General features: G+C 58.4%; 16 protein-coding genes and 1 pseudogene. 12 read left to right on the forward strand and 5 right to left on the reverse strand.

The genetic code is table 11. The features are described 5' to 3' along the window. Positions 1-131 precede the first annotated feature (131 nt). On the reverse strand, positions 132-1,019 hold the full coding sequence (locus ACMYSO_RS01050) for a LysR family transcriptional regulator (RefSeq protein ID WP_434668838.1): 888 nt from the start codon (positions 1,017-1,019) through the stop codon (positions 132-134). Positions 1,020-1,132: 113 nt separating this feature from the next. Between ACMYSO_RS01050 and ACMYSO_RS01055 the strand changes: the two genes are divergently transcribed. The 9 genes and pseudogenes from ACMYSO_RS01055 (at position 1,133) to ACMYSO_RS01095 (ending at position 9,959) form a co-directional block, all read left to right on the forward strand. Next, complete coding sequence (locus ACMYSO_RS01055; RefSeq protein ID WP_434668839.1) at positions 1,133-1,531, forward strand: (R)-mandelonitrile lyase; 399 nt, start codon at positions 1,133-1,135, stop codon at positions 1,529-1,531. Between the two features lie 113 nt (positions 1,532-1,644). After that, positions 1,645-2,202 carry an adenylate kinase gene (locus tag ACMYSO_RS01060; RefSeq protein WP_434668840.1) on the forward strand — a complete coding sequence of 186 codons (558 nt, stop codon included), beginning with the start codon at positions 1,645-1,647 and terminating at the stop codon, positions 2,200-2,202. Positions 2,203-2,330: 128 nt separating this feature from the next. Then, positions 2,331-3,332, forward strand: a complete 1,002-nt coding sequence (locus tag ACMYSO_RS01065; protein WP_434668841.1) for an LLM class flavin-dependent oxidoreductase — start codon at positions 2,331-2,333, stop codon at positions 3,330-3,332. Beyond that, positions 3,329-4,450 (forward strand): amidohydrolase, encoded by a 1,122-nt coding sequence (locus tag ACMYSO_RS01070; protein WP_434668842.1) that lies wholly within the window; start codon positions 3,329-3,331, stop codon positions 4,448-4,450. Before ACMYSO_RS01065 ends, ACMYSO_RS01070 begins: the two co-directional genes overlap by 4 nt. A 120-nt stretch (positions 4,451-4,570) precedes the next feature. Beyond that, positions 4,571-6,834: pseudogene (locus tag ACMYSO_RS01075) on the forward strand (NtaA/DmoA family FMN-dependent monooxygenase). 11 nt (positions 6,835-6,845) lie between these two features. Next, positions 6,846-7,355 (forward strand): GNAT family N-acetyltransferase, encoded by a 510-nt coding sequence (locus ACMYSO_RS01080; RefSeq protein ID WP_434584944.1) that lies wholly within the window; start codon positions 6,846-6,848, stop codon positions 7,353-7,355. 9 nt (positions 7,356-7,364) lie between these two features. Further along, the gene (locus ACMYSO_RS01085) at positions 7,365-8,297 is read left to right on the forward strand and encodes an amino acid ABC transporter permease (RefSeq protein ID WP_434668843.1); all 933 of its coding nucleotides are present in this window, start codon (positions 7,365-7,367) and stop codon (positions 8,295-8,297) included. Further along, on the forward strand, positions 8,281-9,057 hold the full coding sequence (locus ACMYSO_RS01090; protein ID WP_123754216.1) for an amino acid ABC transporter ATP-binding protein: 777 nt from the start codon (positions 8,281-8,283) through the stop codon (positions 9,055-9,057). The genes ACMYSO_RS01085 and ACMYSO_RS01090 overlap by 17 nt, the downstream gene beginning before the upstream one ends. Before the next feature lie 44 nt (positions 9,058-9,101). Then, entirely contained in the window at positions 9,102-9,959 is an 858-nt protein-coding gene (locus ACMYSO_RS01095) for a transporter substrate-binding domain-containing protein (RefSeq protein ID WP_434670880.1), read from the forward strand. 65 nt (positions 9,960-10,024) lie between these two features. On the opposite strand, the gene ACMYSO_RS01100 is transcribed toward ACMYSO_RS01095, so the two are convergent. Both ACMYSO_RS01100 and ACMYSO_RS01105 read right to left on the reverse strand, forming a co-directional pair. Beyond that, complete coding sequence (locus ACMYSO_RS01100; RefSeq protein ID WP_434668844.1) at positions 10,025-11,335, reverse strand: MFS transporter; 1,311 nt, start codon at positions 11,333-11,335, stop codon at positions 10,025-10,027. A gap of 106 nt (positions 11,336-11,441) precedes the next feature. Beyond that, positions 11,442-12,638 (reverse strand): L-talarate/galactarate dehydratase, encoded by a 1,197-nt coding sequence (locus ACMYSO_RS01105; RefSeq protein WP_154143768.1) that lies wholly within the window; start codon positions 12,636-12,638, stop codon positions 11,442-11,444. 305 nt (positions 12,639-12,943) lie between these two features. Here ACMYSO_RS01105 and ACMYSO_RS01110 point away from each other — a divergent pair, with 305 nt between their 5' ends. From ACMYSO_RS01110 to pptA, 3 genes are all read left to right on the forward strand, one after another. Next, on the forward strand, positions 12,944-13,948 hold the full coding sequence (locus tag ACMYSO_RS01110) for a LacI family DNA-binding transcriptional regulator (protein ID WP_434668845.1): 1,005 nt from the start codon (positions 12,944-12,946) through the stop codon (positions 13,946-13,948). Between the two features lie 103 nt (positions 13,949-14,051). Further along, positions 14,052-14,669, forward strand: a complete 618-nt coding sequence (locus tag ACMYSO_RS01115) for a glutathione S-transferase family protein (RefSeq protein ID WP_434668846.1) — start codon at positions 14,052-14,054, stop codon at positions 14,667-14,669. 67 nt (positions 14,670-14,736) lie between these two features. Then, entirely contained in the window at positions 14,737-14,964 is a 228-nt protein-coding gene (gene pptA / locus ACMYSO_RS01120; RefSeq protein WP_434668847.1) for a tautomerase PptA, read from the forward strand. Between the two features lie 101 nt (positions 14,965-15,065). Here the strand turns inward: pptA and ACMYSO_RS01125 are convergent, their stop codons facing one another. Further along, positions 15,066-16,670 (reverse strand): carbohydrate porin, encoded by a 1,605-nt coding sequence (locus ACMYSO_RS01125; RefSeq protein WP_434668848.1) that lies wholly within the window; start codon positions 16,668-16,670, stop codon positions 15,066-15,068. Positions 16,671-16,713: 43 nt separating this feature from the next. After that, positions 16,714-18,096, reverse strand: a complete 1,383-nt coding sequence (locus tag ACMYSO_RS01130) for a glycoside-pentoside-hexuronide (GPH):cation symporter (protein WP_434668849.1) — start codon at positions 18,094-18,096, stop codon at positions 16,714-16,716. Positions 18,097-18,215: the final 119 nt, after the last annotated feature.

The following is an 18,215-nucleotide window of genomic DNA, read 5'->3' on the forward strand; positions in this document are numbered from 1 at the left end:
GTACGTTATGCTGGCTTTCCCATCATTCTGACGTAGGAGATAAGCAGAGCATGGCGCAGCATCCTACACGTAACGAGATAGTCACGCACGTAAAACATCACTGCACCGCACTTGCTTATATATCAATGAGTTCAATGACGAAGGTGGGCTAACAGCAGGCTAAAGGCGGTGGTATGCTGTCGACGCCCAGGGTAATAGAGGTGATAACCGGAGAACGACGGGGTCCAGCTCTCGAGCACCCGAACCAGTCGTCCCTTCGTCAGCGCCTCTTCGATGCTGTCCTCAGGAACGTAGGCCAGACCCAGCCCGGATTCAGCGGCATCGATACGTTGCGGTAGGCTGTTTAAAATAATTTGCCCCTCAACGCGCACGCGGACTTCGCGGCCATCCTGCTCAAACTCCCAGGCATAAAGCCCGCCGAGCGTCGGCAGACGCATATTGATGCAGCGATGCTGTTCAAGATCGTAGGGTGTCTGCGGCGTACCATAGCGCTGTAAATAGCCCGGGGAGCCGATCACCGCCATGCGCATATCGGGGGCGATACGCACGGCAATCATATCTTTGGCCACCTGTTCGCCGAGGCGAACCCCAGCGTCAAAGCGGCCATCAACGATATCGGTCAGGCCGTTATCCACGGTAATTTCGATATTGATATCCGGGTATTGCAACATAAAGGTTTTCAGCGCCGGCCACAGCAGGGCGCTGGTGGCATGCTCGCCAGCGGTCAGGCGAATATTACCTGCTGGCTGGTCCCGGGTATCGCGCAGGGCGGCCAGCTCCTGCTCAATCTCCATCAGGTGCGGGCTCAGGCGCTGGAACAGTCTTTCTCCCGCTTCCGTTGGGGCGACGCTGCGGGTTGTGCGGGAAAGTAAACGCACGTCGAGGCGGGCTTCAAGATTGCGCATCGCGTGGCTGAGGGCCGACTGCGACACGCCAAGCTGGGCAGCAGCGCGGGTAAAACTGCGTTCGCGGGCCACCACCATAAACGACAGCAGGTCGTTAACGTTATCTTTTAACATCGGTTTTCCAGATTAATGAATTTTGCTCATGGTTACTTTCTTATTTAGTAGTCTAATCAGCGTCGTGATTTTGCGCTACTTTCAACACACACCTTATGTTGAGAGGAACGATCATGAATATTATTCGCAGCGGTTCACTGCCATCCCGCAAAGGCCCGGATACCTGGTTTACCGGCGATGTTCGCATTGATGCACCGTTTCAGGCCACCGAACCGGCTAAGGTGGGCGGCGCCACGGTGACGTTTGAACCCGGCGCACGTACCGCCTGGCATACCCATCCGCTAGGCCAGACGCTGATTGTCACTCAGGGACGCGGCTGGCTGCAGGAGTGGGATCAGGCGCCGCAGGTGCTGAATCAGGGCGATATCGCCTGGATCCCACCCGGAGTGAAACACTGGCACGGCGCCTGCGCCCAGACGGCGATGGTCCATATCGCGATTGCCGAATCTGAAAACGGCAGCCCAGTGACCTGGCTTGAACAGGTAAGTGACGAGCAGTACCCCGCCAGCTAATCGCGCCTCGCCCGGTGAATACCAACCAGCACGGTATTTCTGCGGGCGAGGTAATAGCGCACATTTCTCTTCCAGGCTAAAATACCCGGCCCCAAAATGGCCGGGAGACAGCCATGAAAATCAACATAGTGGGCACCAGCGGTTCAGGCAAAACGACCCTGGCGCGCCGACTGGCGCAGATGCTATCCGTTCCCTGTATTGAGATGGACACCCTGTACTGGCAGCCGCACTGGCAGGGCACGCCTGATGAGGCTTTCTTTGCCAAACTGGCAGCGGCCATCGACCGCCCCGACTGGGTGCTGGACGGTAATTACAATCGCAGCCGTCCGCTGAAGTGGCGCGATGTCGACATGGTCATCTGGGTCGACTATGGCTTCTGGCGGACCCTCAGACAGGCCGTTTGCCGGGCCGTCGCGCGCGCGCGCTCACAGCAGGAGCTGTGGCCCGGTACCGGCAACCGCGAAAGCTTCCGCCGTTCTTTTTTAAGCCGCGAATCAATCCTCTGGTGGACCATCACTACCTGGAAAAAGAACCGCCTGCGTTATCAAATGGATATGGCCGATCCGAGCTGGCAGCACATCCGTTTTATTCGTCTGCGCAATCAGCAGCAGACCGAGGCTTTAGTTCGTCAGTTGCAACAACAGATTGCGTCAGATTCAGCAGCGGACTGATACGTCGGCTGAGACAGGTGCGAAGCTGCATATCTATTTTCCGGCAGAGCACATGTGAATAAATTGTTTCTCAACGGCTGCGGCTGATTCTAATAATGCAGGCATGTTTGTTAATGCGAGCCTGCGAAATGTCTTATCGAATCAGTATTCTGGATAAAAGTCCGCTGGCGGCGGGGGAAACTGCTGCACAGGCGCTGACGCGTACATTAACGTTGGCGCAACAGGCCGAAACCTGGGGCTATCACCGCTTCTGGGTTGCCGAACATCACAATACCGATCAACTTGCCAGCCCGTCACCGGAAGTGGTGATTGCCTGGATCCTCGGTCAGACCCGGCAGATTCGCGTCGGATCCGGCGGCGTCATGCTGCAACATTACAGCCCGTATAAAGTGGCGGAAAACTTTAATCTGCTGGCTTCGCTTGCCCCAGGTCGTGTGGACCTCGGGGTGGGTAAAGCGCCGGGCGGTCTGCCGCTGTCAACCCGGGCATTGCAGCAAGGGGTTCACGCTGAGGAGAAAGGGACCTTTGCCGATAGCCTCGCCCAGTTGGATAACTGGTTGTCACTGACCGAGGACACCGGCGAAGAGAGCCTGCGTGCGACGCCGGTTCCCCCACGTCGCGCTGACGGCTTTCTGCTGGGCGCCAGCCTCGAAAGCGCGGAACTGGCCGCCCGGCTGGACTGGCATTTCGTGTTTGCCGCCCACCTGAACGGCGACAAAACCCTGCTGCGCGATGTGCTGACCCGTTGGCGGACGCTGAGCCGCCGCCAGACTATCGTGGCGGTGCAGGCGATCGTCGCCGCAGACCGGACCACGGCCCTGGCGCTGGCAAAACAGGTCGAGGTCTGGGGCGTGGAGCTGGAAAACGGCCAACGGGTAACCGTCGGCAGTGAGGCCCAGGCGCTGGCCTTTGCCCGCCAGGCCGGAAGCCCGCCGACGCACATTGCCCGTCGCGAATCATCGCTGCTGGCCGGCACCGCCGACGAGGTGAAAGCCCAGCTCGATGCGCTGCATGCCGCCTGGCAGATTGACGAATTTATTATCGATACCCCGGTGAGTGAAGGGCAGGCGCGGCTGGATTCGTTACGCCTGCTGGCTCAGGCCCACCACCGCGCGGAGGTGCTGTCATGAGTTTTGAACAACAGCTGATTAGCTGGCGCCGCGAACTGCATCAGTTCCCGGAGCTTTCGCTGCAGGAGGTGGCCACCACCGCCCGCATTCGTGACTGGCTGGAAAGCGGCGGCCTGCGGGTGCTGCCCTATGAACTGAAAACCGGACTGGTGGTGGAGGTGGGCAGCGGCGATAACATTGTCGCCCTGCGGGCCGATATCGACGCCTTGCCCATCGAGGAGAACACCGGGTTACCTTACCGCTCGCAGCACGAAGGCGTGATGCATGCCTGCGGCCACGATATTCACACCAGCGTGATGCTCGGCGCCGTGCTGCTGCTGAAAGAGGCTGAAGCACAGCTGCCAGGTCGGGTGCGGATCCTGTTTCAGCCCGCAGAGGAGAACTTCGGCGGCGCGAAAACGCTGATTCGTGCCGGGGCGCTGGAAGGTGTGAGGGCGATTTTCGGCATGCACAATGAACCCGGCTTGCCGCTGGGCGAATTTGCCACCCGCGGCGGCGCCTTCTACGCCAACGTCGATCGTTTTGTCTTTAAGGTGACCGGCAAAGGTGCACACGCCGCACGTCCCCATGAAGGCAAAGACGCGATTCTGCTGGCCAGCCAACTGGTCACCGTGTTGCAAAGCGTCGCCAGTCGCGAGGTGAATACCCTCGATTCGGTGGTGCTCAGCGTGACGCGGATTCAGGGAGGCAATACCTGGAACGTGCTGCCGGAAAGCGTTGAGCTCGAGGGTACCTTACGGACCCACAGCAGTGAGGTACAGCAGCGCGTGAAGGCGCGAGTCAGCGAGATCGCCGCCGGGTTTGCCAGCGCCTTTGGCGCCCAGATTGATGTGTTCTGGTATTCCGGGCCGACGGCACTGGTCAATGACGCCCGCTGGGCGGCGTTTGCCAGCGAGGTCGCCGCAGAAGCCGGTTATCGCACCCATGAAGCCGATTTGCATATGGGGGGCGAAGATTTTGCCGTCTATTTGCAGCATATTCCCGGTGCCTTTGTCAGCATCGGCAGCGCCAGTGAATATGGCCTTCACCACCCGGCCTATAACCCGGATGATCGCTTAATTGCCCCGGCGGCCCGTTATTTCGCGGCGCTGGCACAACGGGCGCTACAGCAGAGTTAAACGTTATTTACCGCGCCCTGTCAGGTCGTGGTCCAGGATGGGCTGAGGTATATAGCCAGAGTTCATGCCACTTGAAGTATGGCGGGTAGATTATTATTTTCGGCAAGAGAAGGGGTTATTATGTCTGAAAAACGACAGTTGCGTCTGGGAACCATATTACATGGCGCATCAGGGAATATGTCCGCGTGGCGTCATCCGGCCGCTCAGGCCGATGCCAGTATTAATTTTGACTTCGTCAAACAAACGGCATTAAAAGCGGAAGAGGGGAAACTGGACTTTATATTTGTCGCTGACGGTTTATATATTAATGAGAAATCTATCCCGCACTTTTTAAACCGTTTCGAACCCCTGACGGTATTATCGACGCTGGCGGCGGTGACCCGCCATCTCGGGCTGGTCGGCACCTTATCGACCTCCTACAGCGAGCCTTTTACCACCGCGCGGCAGTTTGCCAGCCTCGACCATTTGAGCCAGGGACGCGCCGGCTGGAACGTGGTGACCTCGCCGCTGGAAGGCTCGGCAAAGAACTTCTCGCGCGCGCAGCATCCTGACCATTCGCTGCGCTATCGTATCGCCGATGAATATTTACGGGTGGTGAAAGGGCTTTGGGACTCCTGGGAGCAGGACGCTTTTATCCGCAACAAAGCCACCGGACAGTTCTTTGATAACGCCAAACTGCACACCCTTGACCATCACGGTGATTTTTTCCAGGTCGCCGGGCCGTTAAATATTGCCCGCACGCCGCAGGGCCGTCCGATTATCTTTCAGGCCGGTGCTTCGGATGACGGGAAAAAACTGGCGGCAAGCCACGCCGACGCCATCTTCACCCATCAGGCCACCCTGGCGGAAGCCCAGCTGTTTTATCGCGATGTTAAACATCAGCTGGCGGAGCACGGGCGGCAAGCGGACCAGCTGCACATCTTCCAGGGCGTCAGCGTGATTATCGGCGACGATGCCGACGACGTGGAACAGCAATACCAGACCACCGCCGCGCTGGTGTCGATCGACGATGCCCTGAACTATCTCGGGCGCTATTTCGAACACCACGACTTTAGCCAATACCCGCTGGATGAAGCGTTCCCGGATATTGGCGAACTGGGCAAAAACAGCTTCCGCAGCACCACCGATGAAATCAAACGCAACGCCCGTGAACGGCATTTGACCCTGCGCCAGGTGGCGCTGGAGGCCGCCAGCCCGCGCCCGCTGTTTTCTGGTACGCCGGAAGAGGTCGCCGACGGTCTGCAGCAGTGGTTTGAACAGCACGCGGCGGACGGTTTTATCATCCAGGGCGGCACGCCGGACACCTTCCCGCGCTTTGTTGACCAGGTGGTGCCGGTGCTGCAGGCTCGCGGGCTGTTCCGTGATGAATATCCCGGTACGACTCTGCGCGAGAGTCTGGGGCTGGCGCAGCCCGTCAACCAATTCCAACAATAAAAACAGAGAACACCGCTATGCAGAAAAAGTCACTTTTACTGGCGCTGGCGCTGGCTTTTAGCGCCCCGTCATGGGCACAGGACGTCAATATCAACGGCACCGGCGTGAGCCTGGCCGCCAATAAAGCGCCGATTCATACGGCGAAAAACCCGCAGGCGATTGCGCAACTGCCGGCAAATTATCACTTCGCGGTGCCGGGGAAACTGACCGTGGCGGTGGCGGCGCTGAACTCTCCGCCGCTGACGGTGTTTTCCGACGATAACAAAACCCTGCTCGGCAGCGAGGTGGATATCGCCCGCCTGGTGGCCGACAGTCTGGGGCTGGAGCTGAACGTTGTCCCGACCTCCTGGGAAGACTGGCCGCTGGGAGTGGCCTCCGGCAAATATGATGCCGCGATCAGCAATATTACTGTTACCAAAGAGCGCAAAGAGAAGTTCGATTTTGCCACCTATCGTAAGGATTCTCTGGGCTTTTACGTCAAAAGCACCAGCCCGCTGCAGCACATCGACAAAGCGGAAGATATTGCCGGGCTGCGCATTATCGTCGGATCGGGTACCAACCAGGAGGCCATCCTGCTGGCGTGGAATGCCGAGAACCTGAAAAAAGGGCTGAAGCCCTTTACCCCGGTGTACACCAAAGATGATGCCGCCCAGACGCTGGCGATTCAGTCCGGTCGCGCTGACGCCTTCTTTGGTCCCAACGTAATTGGTGCATGGAAAGCGGCGCTGACCGGCAAAACCAAACTGGTGGGCAGCGTGGATGGCGGCTGGCCGAAAGCGGCGCATATCGCGGTCACCCTGAAAAAGGGTAGCGGCCTGGTGGAGCCCGTGCAGACGGCGTTGAACGGCGTTATCAGCAACGGCGATTATGCCAAAGTCCTGAACCGCTGGGGTGAAGGGGTCGAGAGCATCCCCCAATCAGAAATTAACCCGGCCGGTCTGGGCGACTAACAGGAGGCAACATGAGCGACGCATTCCGCGATATCTCTCCCGAAGCACCGGAACTCCAGCCGATTATTAACGGCCTGTTCGCTGAATATGCCTCGCGCTATGGCGACTACTTTTCCCGTGACGCGGAGGTTGAACTGACCGAATGGTATCTGGCGCCGCAGGGGCTGTTTATCGTCCTTGAACGAGACGGCGAGATCATCGCCACCGGGGCCTATAAACCGAAAGATACTCACACCGCCGAGATCAAACGCATCTGGACCCACCACCGCCTGCGCCAGCAGGGGCTGGCGGCGAAAGTGGTGCAGGAGCTGGAACGGCGGGCCGTACTGGCGGGTTACAGCCATATTTATCTGACGACCGGCTTTCGCCAGCCGGAAGCCGTGAAGCTTTATCTGAGCCAGGGGTATGACGCGCAGTTTGATCTGACGCGCAACCCGGAAGAGTACAGCCAGCCGCCGTTTGACGGGCGGCTGCGCTTCAGCAAAGCGCTGTCGGTCAGCGCCCTGAGCCAAAGCGCCTGAGGAGGCCACATGACGCATTCGGAAACGATTAAGGTGGTTCCGGCGCGCTACCCGCTGCGCGCCGTCGGGGCGCTGCTGGCCCTACTGGTGCTGGCGGGTGTGGTGCAGTCGGTGGCTTTTAACCCCCGCTGGGAGTGGTCGGTGTTCGCCCGTTGGTTCTTCGACCCGGTGATCCTGGAAGGGCTAGGGCAGACTCTGCTGTTGACACTGATCGGTACCGTTCTGAGCGTGCTGTTCGGCGGCGTACTGGCGCTGGCCAGGCTCTCTTCCTCCTGGTTGTTGAGCAGCCTTGCCTGGGGCTATATCTGGCTGTTCCGTTCGCTGCCGCTGATAGTGGTGCTGATCATTCTCTACAACTTTTCCTATCTGTACGACACGCTGTCGATTGGCATCCCGTTTACCGCCTTTAGCTGGGGGAGCTACCAGACCATCAACGTGCTGGGGCAATTTTCGACGGCGGTGGTTGGGCTGACGCTGGTGCAGAGCGCCTACACCGCCGAGATTATTCGCGGCGGTTTCCTCGGGGTCGATCACGGGCAGTATGAAGCGGCAGCGGCGCTGGGGCTGCCGGCATGGCGCCGGACGCTACGGATTATTCTGCCACAGGCGCTGCGCACGATTTTACCCGCCGGCTTTAACGAAATTATCAGCCTCGCCAAAGGTACGGCCATGGTTTACGTGCTGGCGATGCCGGAGCTGTTTTACACCATTCAGATGATCTACAACCGCACCCAGGAGGTGATCCCGCTGCTGATGGTCGGTGCCGTCTGGTACCTGGTGATCACCAGCGTGCTGTCACTGATCCAGTATCTGGTGGAACGCGCTCTGGCCCGCAGCGAACGCCGCTCGGCGGTGAACTCGCCACGTCGTCGCCAGCTTCAGGAAACCGCCCCGCAGCCGCAGCAGAAACCGCAGGAGGCCATCCATGCCCAACTCTCTTAACGGCCATATTTCGATTACCGGGGTCAGCAAGTACTTCGGTCGCCACAAGGCGCTGGACGATGTGTCGCTGGAGATCCCGCCCGGCACCGTCACGGTGATCCTCGGCCCGTCCGGGTCGGGCAAGTCCACGCTGCTGCGCACCATTAACCATCTGGAGCGAGTAGATGAAGGATTTATCCAGATTGACGGGGACTATATTGGCTACCGCCGCGAGGGCGACAAGCTGTATGAACTGAAAGAGAAAGCGATCCTGCGCCAGCGCGTCAATGTCGGCTATGTCTTCCAGAACTTCAATCTGTTCCCGCACCTGACGGTGCTGGAAAACCTGATTGAAGCGCCGATTGCTCACAAGCAGGCGACCCGCAAGGAGGCGATAGCCCGCGCCTATGACCTGCTTGATGTCGTCGGCCTGCGGCACAAAGCCGATGCCTGGTCGCGACATCTGTCCGGCGGGCAGCAGCAGCGCATCGCCATTGCCCGGGCGCTGGCCCTCAAGCCGAGGGTGATCCTGTTCGATGAACCGACATCGGCGCTCGATCCTGAGCTGGTGGGCGAAGTGCTCGACGTGATTAAAAAGCTGGCGCGCTCCGGCACTACGCTAGTCGTAGTAACCCACGAAATCGGCTTCGCCCGCGAAGTGGCCGACAAAGTGGTGTTTATGGTCGAGGGCAAAATCATCGAGCAGGGCAGCAGCGATGAGGTGCTCAACCATCCGCAACATCCGCGAACGCGGCAATTTTTATCGAAGGTGCTGGCATGAAACTAAGGATAACTGGACTGGCGTTCGCCGCCATTTCAACGGTGATGACCACCGGCGTGCAGGCGGATATCGACCTGAAGGCCAACGAAACGCCGCTGCCGGTAACGGCGGATCCCGCGGCTATCGCCAGGATCCCGGCCAACTACCGTTTTGTGGAACCCGGCACGCTGACGGTGGCGATTTCAGCGCTGAACTCGCCGCCGCTGGCGCTGCTGGCAAGCGACAACCGCACGCGCATCGGCAGCGACCCGGATATCGCCCGTCTGCTGGCAGGAAGCTTAGGGCTGAAGCTTAAACTGGTGCCCACGGCATGGGAAGACTGGCCGCTAGGGATCACCTCCGGGCGCTATGACGTGGCGCTGGTCAATATTGCCGTCACCGAACAGCGTAAAACAAAATTCGACTTCGCGACTTACCGCGTCGATTCCCTGGCGTTTTCCGTGAAATCGACCAGTAATATTGCGCAAATCAGCGGTCCGGCGGACCTCTCGGACCGTAAGGTGATCGTCGGCTCCGGCACCAATCAGGAGCGTATTTTACTGGGCTGGAACGAGGAAAATAAAACGGCAGGGCGTCCGCCAGCGCTGCCGGTCTATCTGACCGATGACGCTTCCGGTAATCTCTATATCCAGTCCGGGCGCGCCGATGTTTTCTTTGGCCCGCAGTCAACGGCGGCTTACAAAGCGGCGCTGAGCGGCACCACCAAAGTGGTGGGGCTGGGGCCGAAAAAAGCGTGGGTGGCGACCACCACTAAAAAAGGCAACGGCCTGGTGTATGCGCTGCAGGCGGCACTGGACGGCGCCATCGCGCGCGGGGAGTACCAGCAGGTGCTGGCGCGTTGGGGAGAGCAGGGAGAGGCGGTGGCACAATCAGCGGTGAATCCGCCGGGTATTACCTACTAAAAAACCGCTGTTTCGCAGGAGTGTGTTGCGAAACAGCGGGGGCGATATTCGCCAGGGATTTAACTTCAGGCAAGGCGTGGAGTGAGGGTAATACGGTCCAGCGGACCGACCACAAACAGATAGGAGAACAGCCCCAGTACGCCCATGGAACCGACATACAAAATGGCGTAATCGAACGACTGGGTGTTGGCGAGGATCACGCCAATCACCAGCGGGGTAATGATGCTTGCCAGGTTACCGCACATGTTAAACACGCCGCCGGCAATGCCGAGCATCTCTTTCGGCGAGGTATCGCTGAGAATGCACCAGCCAAGGTTGCCAAACCCTTTGGCGAAGAAGGCCAGACTCATGGCGGCGATGACGACCACTTCCGAGCTGGTATAGTTAGCCACGACAATCACGCAGGAGAGCAGCATGCCGCAGATCACCGGCAGTTTACGGGCGGTGGTCAGGCTGTAGCCCTGTTTCAGCAGCCAGTCGGAAAAGACGCCCCCCAGCAGGCCGCCGATGAATCCGGCGATCGCCGGGATACTGGCGACGAAGCCCACCTTCAGAATTGACATCCCCTTGGCCTGGTACAGATAGGTGGGAAACCAGGTCAGGAAGAACCAGGTAATCGACGTCACGCAGAACTGGCCGATATACACGCCGATCATCATCCGGTTGACGCAGACGCTTTTGATCTGCGCGAGGGTGAGTTTCTGCTGCATTTTACGACTACCCAACTCCGGCTCGCCGCCGCCGTCGCGGATATAATCGATTTCCTGTTGATTGATGCCTGGGTGCTGTAGCGGATCTCTGACTTTAATCAGCCAGAATATCCCCAGTACCACCCCGATGGCGCCAATATAATAAAAGACGTAATGCCAGCTTAAATTATGCAAAATGATGGTCATCAACGGCGTAATAATACCCAGAGAAATATATTGTGCCGCCTGGTAAACCGAGGTGACGAACCCTCGCTCTTTATTCGGGAACCACTGGACGCTCAGGCGGCTATTGGCGGGAAACGCCGGTGCTTCTATAGCCCCCATCATCAGGCGCAGAATAATCAACACGATCAGCGGACTGGCGTACAGGTAGATGGTGCCCTGAAACATGGTGACCACCGACCAGCCAATTAATGCAAAGCCGTAGACCAGGCGGGAGCCATATTTATCCAGCAGCCAGCCGCCGGGGATCTGCATCACCACATACGAAATCCCGAATACTGAAAAAGCCAGCCCCATGGCTTCGGGATCGAAACCTAACTCTTTACTCATCATCGGGGCAACGACGGACAAGGTTGCCCGATCGGCATAATTAAATACGGTGGCGAGAAACAGAAATATCAAAATACCATAACGCACATTGCTGGGTTTTATTGGCGTTGTCATGTTATTCAACTCCTTTGCAGGGTTGCATTGTAGGTACAGCGGATTTCAGCCGTGAATCGGCCGGTAGCCCGGATACGGCGCTTGCGCCGCAATCCGGGGAAATTGATTAAGGGCGCTGACCAAACTCGCAGCTGTGCTGGGTCCAGCGGCGGGCCTGTTCGCTGAGGGTGAAGCCCAGGCCGTGGCGTTCAGATACCCACATCCGCCCGTCGCGCAGCTCCAGCTGTTCGTTAAACAGCGGGTTCAGCCACTCGAAATGTTCCAGCCACGGCTCCAGCGGGTAGGCGGCGGCCAGATGCAGGTGGACTTCCATGGCAAAATGCGGTGCCAGCTTACGGCCATGCTTCGCGGCGAGATCCATAATTTTGAGGAACGGCGAGATGCCGCCCACCCGCGGAGCGTCGGGCTGAACCACGTCGCTGGCGTTGCCGAGGATCAGCTGTTCATGTTCACGGAAGCTGGTTAGCATTTCACCGGTGGCGATAGGAGTATCCAGCGCGGCGGCAAGCTGGGCGTGGCCTTCGACATCGTAGGCGTCCAGCGGCTCCTCAATCCACACCAGATTGAACCCTTCCATTTTGCGCCCCATACGGATGGCGGTTTCACGATCCCACTGCTGATTGGCGTCGACCATCAGCGGGAAATCATCCCCCAGCACCTCCCGCACTGCCGTCAGACGACGAATGTCTTCGGCGGTGTTGGGCTGGCCGACTTTGAGTTTGATCCCGCCGATGCCGTTTTCCCGCGAGATAGCGACGTTCTTCAGCACCTGATCCAGCGGGGTATGCAGGAATCCGCCCGAGGTGTTGTAGCACTGCACGGAATCTCGGTGGGCGCCGAGGAGTTTGGCTAACGGCAGCCCGGCGCGTTTGGCTTTCATATCCCACAGCGCGATATCGATAGGGGAGATAGCCTGCACCGCCATGCCGCTGCGGCCCACGGAAGCCCCGGCCCACAGCAGCTTGGTGTAGATCTTATCGATATCATTCGGATCTTCGCCGAGCAGGTTATCGGCAATCTCTTTGGCGTGGGCGTAGATCCCCTGGCCGCCGGCCCGTTTCGAGTAGCTAAAGCCAACGCCTTCATAGCCATCACGGGAGCGGATTTCGGCAACGATAATCGCCACTTCGGTCAGCGGTTTTTGCCGACCGGTGAGCACCTTGGCATCGCTGACCGGCGTCGCCAGCGGTAAAAAGGCCAGCGACAGTTTGACGTGAGCAATGCGGTCGCCGGTTTCAGCCGCGGTTTTTGCGCCGAGGGTTTTGGCGTAGCTCACGGACTCAGAATTTGCGCTAAAGGTCATGGTAAGTTCCTTTCAGGTTATAAAATGTTTGCGCTAACATTTCTAATTCTGAACGCTGATTAGCGCCATCGCATTGACTTTAATTTGTACAAACGATCACAACTGACGATAATTTAGGGTGAAATTATGCTAGTAACATCACGATCCAAACAGGTTTGTGAAAAGTCACAATAATCAATGATAGCGATAACATTTAATGGGCAGCAACGCTGATAGTATCGGGCTGAGACCGGTAGAGGCTGGCAATTGCGTGGGGCATCATCAATAATGCCCACAGGAAAACGACTCAACACAGGGGCTTCGTCGTGAAAAGCAGAAAACCGTCGCGGGCGCCGACGCTGGATGATGTCGCTCGTAGCGCCGGGTTGTCATCGATGACGGTCAGCCGGGCGCTAAATACCCCGCAACTGGTGCGCCCGAAAACGGTGGAGAAAGTGATGCAGGCGGTGCAGGCTACCGGCTATATCCCCAATGCGCTGGCGGGCGGACTGGCGTCGCGGCGAAGCAAACTGATCGCGGTGGTGGTGCCGCAGATCAACAACAATATGTTTGTCGATACCATCCAGGCGCTCAGCGATACCCTGGCGGCGCGCGGCTATCATATGCTGCTGTGTGTGGCGGGCTACAGTCGCCAGACCGAAGCCGAACTGGTGGCAACCTTACTCTCACGCCGCCCGGACGGCGTGGTGTTGACCGGTATTCAACACGCTGCGGCGCTGAAAAAAACCATCCTTAATGCCGCTATTCCGGTGGTGGAAATCTGGGATCTGACCCCCACGCCGCTGGATATGCTGGTGGGCTTTTCGCATGAGAAGGTCGGCGAAACCATCGGCGAGTTTCTGCTGCAGCAAGGCTACCGACGTCCGGGACTGCTGTGGGCTGGGGATGCGCGTGCGGCGTTGCGTAAGCAGGGGTTATGCGCCACGCTCCGTAAAAATGGTCTATCCGCGGCGCCGCAGGTTGAAGTGCCGTTGCCAGCGTCACTGGCGTTGGGACGTCAGGGCCTGGCGCAGCTGCTGGATTCCGCCTCGTTTGATGTCATCGTCTGTAGCTCGGACACGCTGGCGCAGGGGGCGATCATGGAAGCCGAAAGCCGCGGCCTGCGCGTGCCGCACGATCTGGCGGTGATCGGCTTTGGCGATCTGGATTTTGCCGCCAGCAATCGCCCGGCGATCACTACCGTCAGCGTTGACCGCCACGCCATTGGCGAACAGGCGGCGACGTTGCTGGCCGACCGCATCGAAGGCCGCGGGGAGGGCGAGGTGATTATTGATATCGGTTTTCAGCTGGTGGCGCGCGAATCGGCGTAGACGAGGGCACGACAGGGTAGCCCGGTCAGCGCAGCAACACCGGGGAATGACGCCAGAACCGCCGGTTTCTGCCTACACTTAGCGTTTAACGTGGAGGCCGAATATGATTACCGTTTATGGCGCACCCGGCTGGGGCTCGGCGATTAGCGAGCTGATGCTGACGCTGGCCGGGATGCAGTACAGCTTTGTTAACGTTGCAGGCTTTGATCAATCCGGCCCGCAGCGCGATCGCCTCAAGCAGCTAAACCCGCTGTGTCAGGTACCAACGCTGACGCTCGATGACGGTAGCGTGATGACCGAGTCCGCGGCGATCGCTCTGATGATCCTTGACCAGCGCCCGGATCTAGCGCCCGACCCGGGTACGCCCCAGCGCCACCAGTTTCAGCGCCTGCTGATCTGGCTGGTGGCCAACGTCTATCCCACGTTTACCTATGCCGACTATCCGCAGCGTTGGGCCGCCGATGCGCCCGAGCAGCTGCGGGAAAACTGCATTCTATACCGACAATCACTCTATCTGTGGCTGGAGCAGCAGTTGGCCGCCGCGCCGTACGCGCTGGGGGCGGAGATAACCCTGCTGGATTGCTATATCGCGGCGATGTATTCATGGGGGCCGCGGCAGGCGTGGTTTGACGGGCATACGCCGAAGTTGGCTGCGGTGGCGGAAAAGGTCTATCAACGGCCTGAGCTTCAGCTGGTGCTGCATGACAACGGGTTGATTTAAGGCACAAATAGCGAACCGATACCTCGGGGCTATGCTAATTTATCGCACTGACACTAAGGAGCCTGCTATGCCACATGTTGATATCAAATGTTTTCCCCGTGAACTGACCGATGAACAAAAAGCCGCGCTGGCGAACGACATCACCGAGGTGTTGATTCGCCACCTCAGCAGCAAGGACAGCGCGGTGAGCGTTGCTCTGAACCAGGTTGAACCTGGCGACTGGCAGCAGGTCTGGGACAGCGAAATCGCCCCGCAGATGGAACAGCTGATTAAAAAGCCCGGTTACAGCATGTAATCATCGTCTGAACCCGGATAGCGGCGCGGTGCGCCTTATCCGGGCTACGGGACTGTGCGGCGTGTATCCCCGGCATGCGCCACCGGGGACAGGTGCCTGACTTAGAACCAAATCTCCGTCTGTACGCCGAAGTTCCAGTTCCCCCCGGCGGTAAAGCCTTTGCTGCCAAAATCATCGTTAATCGCGTAACGGTCCAGGTCTTTATCCCAGTTCATCCAGGTGACAAAGAAACGGATTTCCGGCCGCGCTTTGATATCAAAGACGTCGCCAACTTTAAACGTCGGGGCGAAGGTCAGTTTGTAGAAATCACCGCTCACCGCCTGGTACTGATAGACATTACTGTTATAGCGGTAGCTTCGTCCGTTCGGATTCAGGTCCATATACTGCCAGGACGCCTCATACAGCAGGGCAAAGTTGCGGGTGATGGCCTGAGAAACCCGCAGGTTGAAGGTCGCCCAATCGTAACGGTCACCGTCGCGATAGCGGTCTTCGCTGTGCTGGGCGATAACCGACGGCGCCAGCTCCCAGTTTTTCCCCAATGGTAAAATGCCGTAGGAGGCAAAACGCAGAGATTTAGCGTTCTCAGTCAGGTCGCCATCGCTGCCGGGCTGGCGTGCTTCAGCACCCAGTCCGTGGCCGTACTGCAGGGCACTTTCCGATACGCCAGGCGCCAGGCCATAAAACTGCTGTTTGTCATGCAGGGCCAGCATCGCGTAATAACCACTCTTCGCGGTATTGTCGCTACGTAGCGCGTAGCTGCCGGTGGTCGAGGTATTATCCTTCAGATCGTCGTTGCCCTGAGCGGTCATGGCGGTGGTCATTAACTGCCAGCGGTCCCAGAAGTGGTTGGCGGTGAACATCAGATTCTGAATATCGTTATCTTCATAGTTATCGCTCCCCAGATCGCCGAAGTTACGCGCATAAACCGAGTAATCGCCGCGCAGGCTGCTGTTCCAGTTGACGTCGTTGATCCCACCCCCGGTGCCGCCAATGAACATGATATCGCTGTCGGTAAAATGGATATCAAAGTTGTCCCGGTCGAAACGCTTCCCGGCCCAAATAGAGGCATCCTTAAACGGCCCGCTAAAGTCGGCGAAGTTGCCCATTTCAACGTACAGCTGGCGCACGTTCAGATGGTGGCTGTCGTTATCCTGCACCCACGGGTCCGGATTGGTGGCGCCGTCGGCAAGCATGGTTTTAAAGTGCGCCCATGAGCCGTCGCTGAAGGTCATCTTTTTGCCGAAGCTCAGTTCCACATAGTTATCTTTCTCGTTGCCGAGACGGCCAACATGGGCATCGCCGTTGAGTGAACTGGCAGGGGAGATCCCCGGGCCGCCGCGCGCGCCTTTACCGTGGCTATCCACCAGCATCCCGGAGCGGGCGTAAGCGTTAAATTCAAAACCGTCGCCGAGGCTCGATTTTGCCAGCTGCTGGTCGGTCGCCTGCTGTTTTTTCTCGGTTACGGTGGTGCGTTGGCTCAGGGTCTGAACCTGTTTCTCTGCCGCCGCCGCACGTTGTTCTGCCGCGCTGGTCCGTTGCTCCGCCTGCTGCGCCCGACGCTTAGCGTCTCCCGCTTCTTGCTCGGCATGATTAAGCCGGGCCTCCAGTTGCGCCAGCCGTTGTTCCACGCTGAGCTGTGCGGCGCTCGCTCCGTAAGCCGAAAAAAGGGAGCAGCAAACCGCTGCGCTAATCAAAGAGATACGCATATCAATCCTTATTATTTCATCGGTATAAAGGGTGTGCTGCGCCTTACAGGGCGTGGTTTTCTCCAGCGACTGACGACGTGTCCGGCGGCGCCCGGCGCCCGGCGTCGAGGTCGGCGCGGATCTGCTCGTAGTGGTCATCGAGGCGGTAGAAGCGGCCAATCCACAGCATTGAGGCGACAATCAGCAGCGCCGGGATATAGAGATAGCAGGCTTTAATCGCCAGCATCGCGCTCTCGCTTTGGCTCTGGTTTGCGATATAGCCGCCAGAAGAGAGCAGGATGCCGGTAATCGCCCCTGCGCCGGCCATCGCGACTTTGCCCAGGAAGCCGTTGATCGAGGTTAAAATCCCGGCGGTATTGATGCCGGTTTTCCACACCCCGTAATCTACCGGGTCGGCCTGCATCGAGAAGTAAATGGCCGTCCGTTGCCCGGCGCCCAGCGATAAGACAATGGCGCCGGCAATCAGCCCCCAGCTATTGACGCCTGCCGCCATCATCATGCCCATGCCGATAAGGTTAATGGCGCTGGCGATCAGATAGACGTGGCGCTTCTTCAGGCGGCTGGCGAGCAGTGGCACGGTGAGGGTGCCGAGCAGCGGCACAAAAGTGGAGATCCCGGCGACGATTGCCGTCAGATCGTTGTTACCGACGTAATAATGGAAGAAGTAAACCAGCGCACCGGTCTGGAAAAAGAACGCGCCCCACATCAGGAAAATATTGATAGCGAAGACCAACCACGGTCGGTTAGCGCGCAGGCTGACCCACGCGCGTTTCAAGGTCATTCGCTCCTGGGTAATACTGATATTTTCTTTGACGTTGCGGAAGCTCACCAGCAGAAAGAAGGTGGCGATCGCGCCGAAAATGACGGCGGTATAGAAGAAGCCGTGCTGCTGATGGCCTTTGCCCAGGACGCCGACTAACGGCAGGGTAGCGACGGCGACAATGGTCGCGCCTAATGAACCTAGCAGAATGCGCACCGCCGAAAGGGTGGTACGTTCCCGCGAGTCGTTGGTCAAAAACGGCAGCATCGCGCAGAACGGAATGTTGACGAGGGTATAGAGAAACGACAGACACAGATAGGTGATAAAGGCGTAAATCAGCTTACCGGTAGTGCCAAAATCCGGCACGTAGAAGGCCAGAACACACAGTAGACCGAAGGGGACCGCCCCGATCAGCAGGTAGGGACGACAGCGCCCCCAGCGGGTACTGGTATTATCGATAACCAACCCCATCAACACGTCGGCGACGCCATCCACCAGACGGGTGACGAGGAACATCAACCCAACGTAGTAGGCTGGCAGGCCCATGACGTCGGTGTAGAAGAACATCAGGTAAAGGGAGATCATCTGCCACACAAGGTTGCAGGAGAGGTCGGCGATGCCATAGCCAAGGCGCTGCCGCCAGAGAGTAAAAGTTGTATCTGCCATAAAAATACGCTCGCTTATATACCCAAAATAATTCGAGTTGCTTGTCGGCGGCAAGGCCGTAAATCCCCAGGAGCTTACTCAGGTAAGTGACTGGGGTGAACGGGTGCAGCCAACACCCA

The sequence above is a fragment of the Klebsiella sp. B345 genome (assembly GCF_051131735.1).
Taxonomy (GTDB): Bacteria; Pseudomonadota; Gammaproteobacteria; order Enterobacterales; family Enterobacteriaceae; genus Klebsiella.

Bases quoted from the DNA above. Each gene is read 5' to 3' on its own strand.
- ACMYSO_RS01130 (WP_434668849.1), bottom strand. From the start codon at position 18,096: ATGGCAGATACAACTTTTACTCTCTGGCGGCAGCGCCTTGGCTATGGC.
- ACMYSO_RS01080 (WP_434584944.1), top strand. From the start codon at position 6,846: ATGAGCGACGCATTCCGCGATATCTCTCCCGAAGCACCGGAACTCCAG.
- pptA (WP_434668847.1), top strand. From the start codon at position 14,737: ATGCCACATGTTGATATCAAATGTTTTCCCCGTGAACTGACCGATGAA.
- ACMYSO_RS01095 (WP_434670880.1), top strand. From the start codon at position 9,102: ATGACCACCGGCGTGCAGGCGGATATCGACCTGAAGGCCAACGAAACG.
- ACMYSO_RS01085 (WP_434668843.1), top strand. From the start codon at position 7,365: ATGACGCATTCGGAAACGATTAAGGTGGTTCCGGCGCGCTACCCGCTG.
- ACMYSO_RS01055 (WP_434668839.1), top strand. From the start codon at position 1,133: ATGAATATTATTCGCAGCGGTTCACTGCCATCCCGCAAAGGCCCGGAT.
- ACMYSO_RS01125 (WP_434668848.1), bottom strand. From the start codon at position 16,670: ATGCGTATCTCTTTGATTAGCGCAGCGGTTTGCTGCTCCCTTTTTTCG.
- ACMYSO_RS01100 (WP_434668844.1), bottom strand. From the start codon at position 11,335: ATGACAACGCCAATAAAACCCAGCAATGTGCGTTATGGTATTTTGATA.
- ACMYSO_RS01090 (WP_123754216.1), top strand. From the start codon at position 8,281: ATGCCCAACTCTCTTAACGGCCATATTTCGATTACCGGGGTCAGCAAG.
- ACMYSO_RS01060 (WP_434668840.1), top strand. From the start codon at position 1,645: ATGAAAATCAACATAGTGGGCACCAGCGGTTCAGGCAAAACGACCCTG.
- ACMYSO_RS01115 (WP_434668846.1), top strand. From the start codon at position 14,052: ATGATTACCGTTTATGGCGCACCCGGCTGGGGCTCGGCGATTAGCGAG.
- ACMYSO_RS01070 (WP_434668842.1), top strand. From the start codon at position 3,329: ATGAGTTTTGAACAACAGCTGATTAGCTGGCGCCGCGAACTGCATCAG.
- ACMYSO_RS01105 (WP_154143768.1), bottom strand. From the start codon at position 12,638: ATGACCTTTAGCGCAAATTCTGAGTCCGTGAGCTACGCCAAAACCCTC.
- ACMYSO_RS01050 (WP_434668838.1), bottom strand. From the start codon at position 1,019: ATGTTAAAAGATAACGTTAACGACCTGCTGTCGTTTATGGTGGTGGCC.
- ACMYSO_RS01065 (WP_434668841.1), top strand. From the start codon at position 2,331: ATGTCTTATCGAATCAGTATTCTGGATAAAAGTCCGCTGGCGGCGGGG.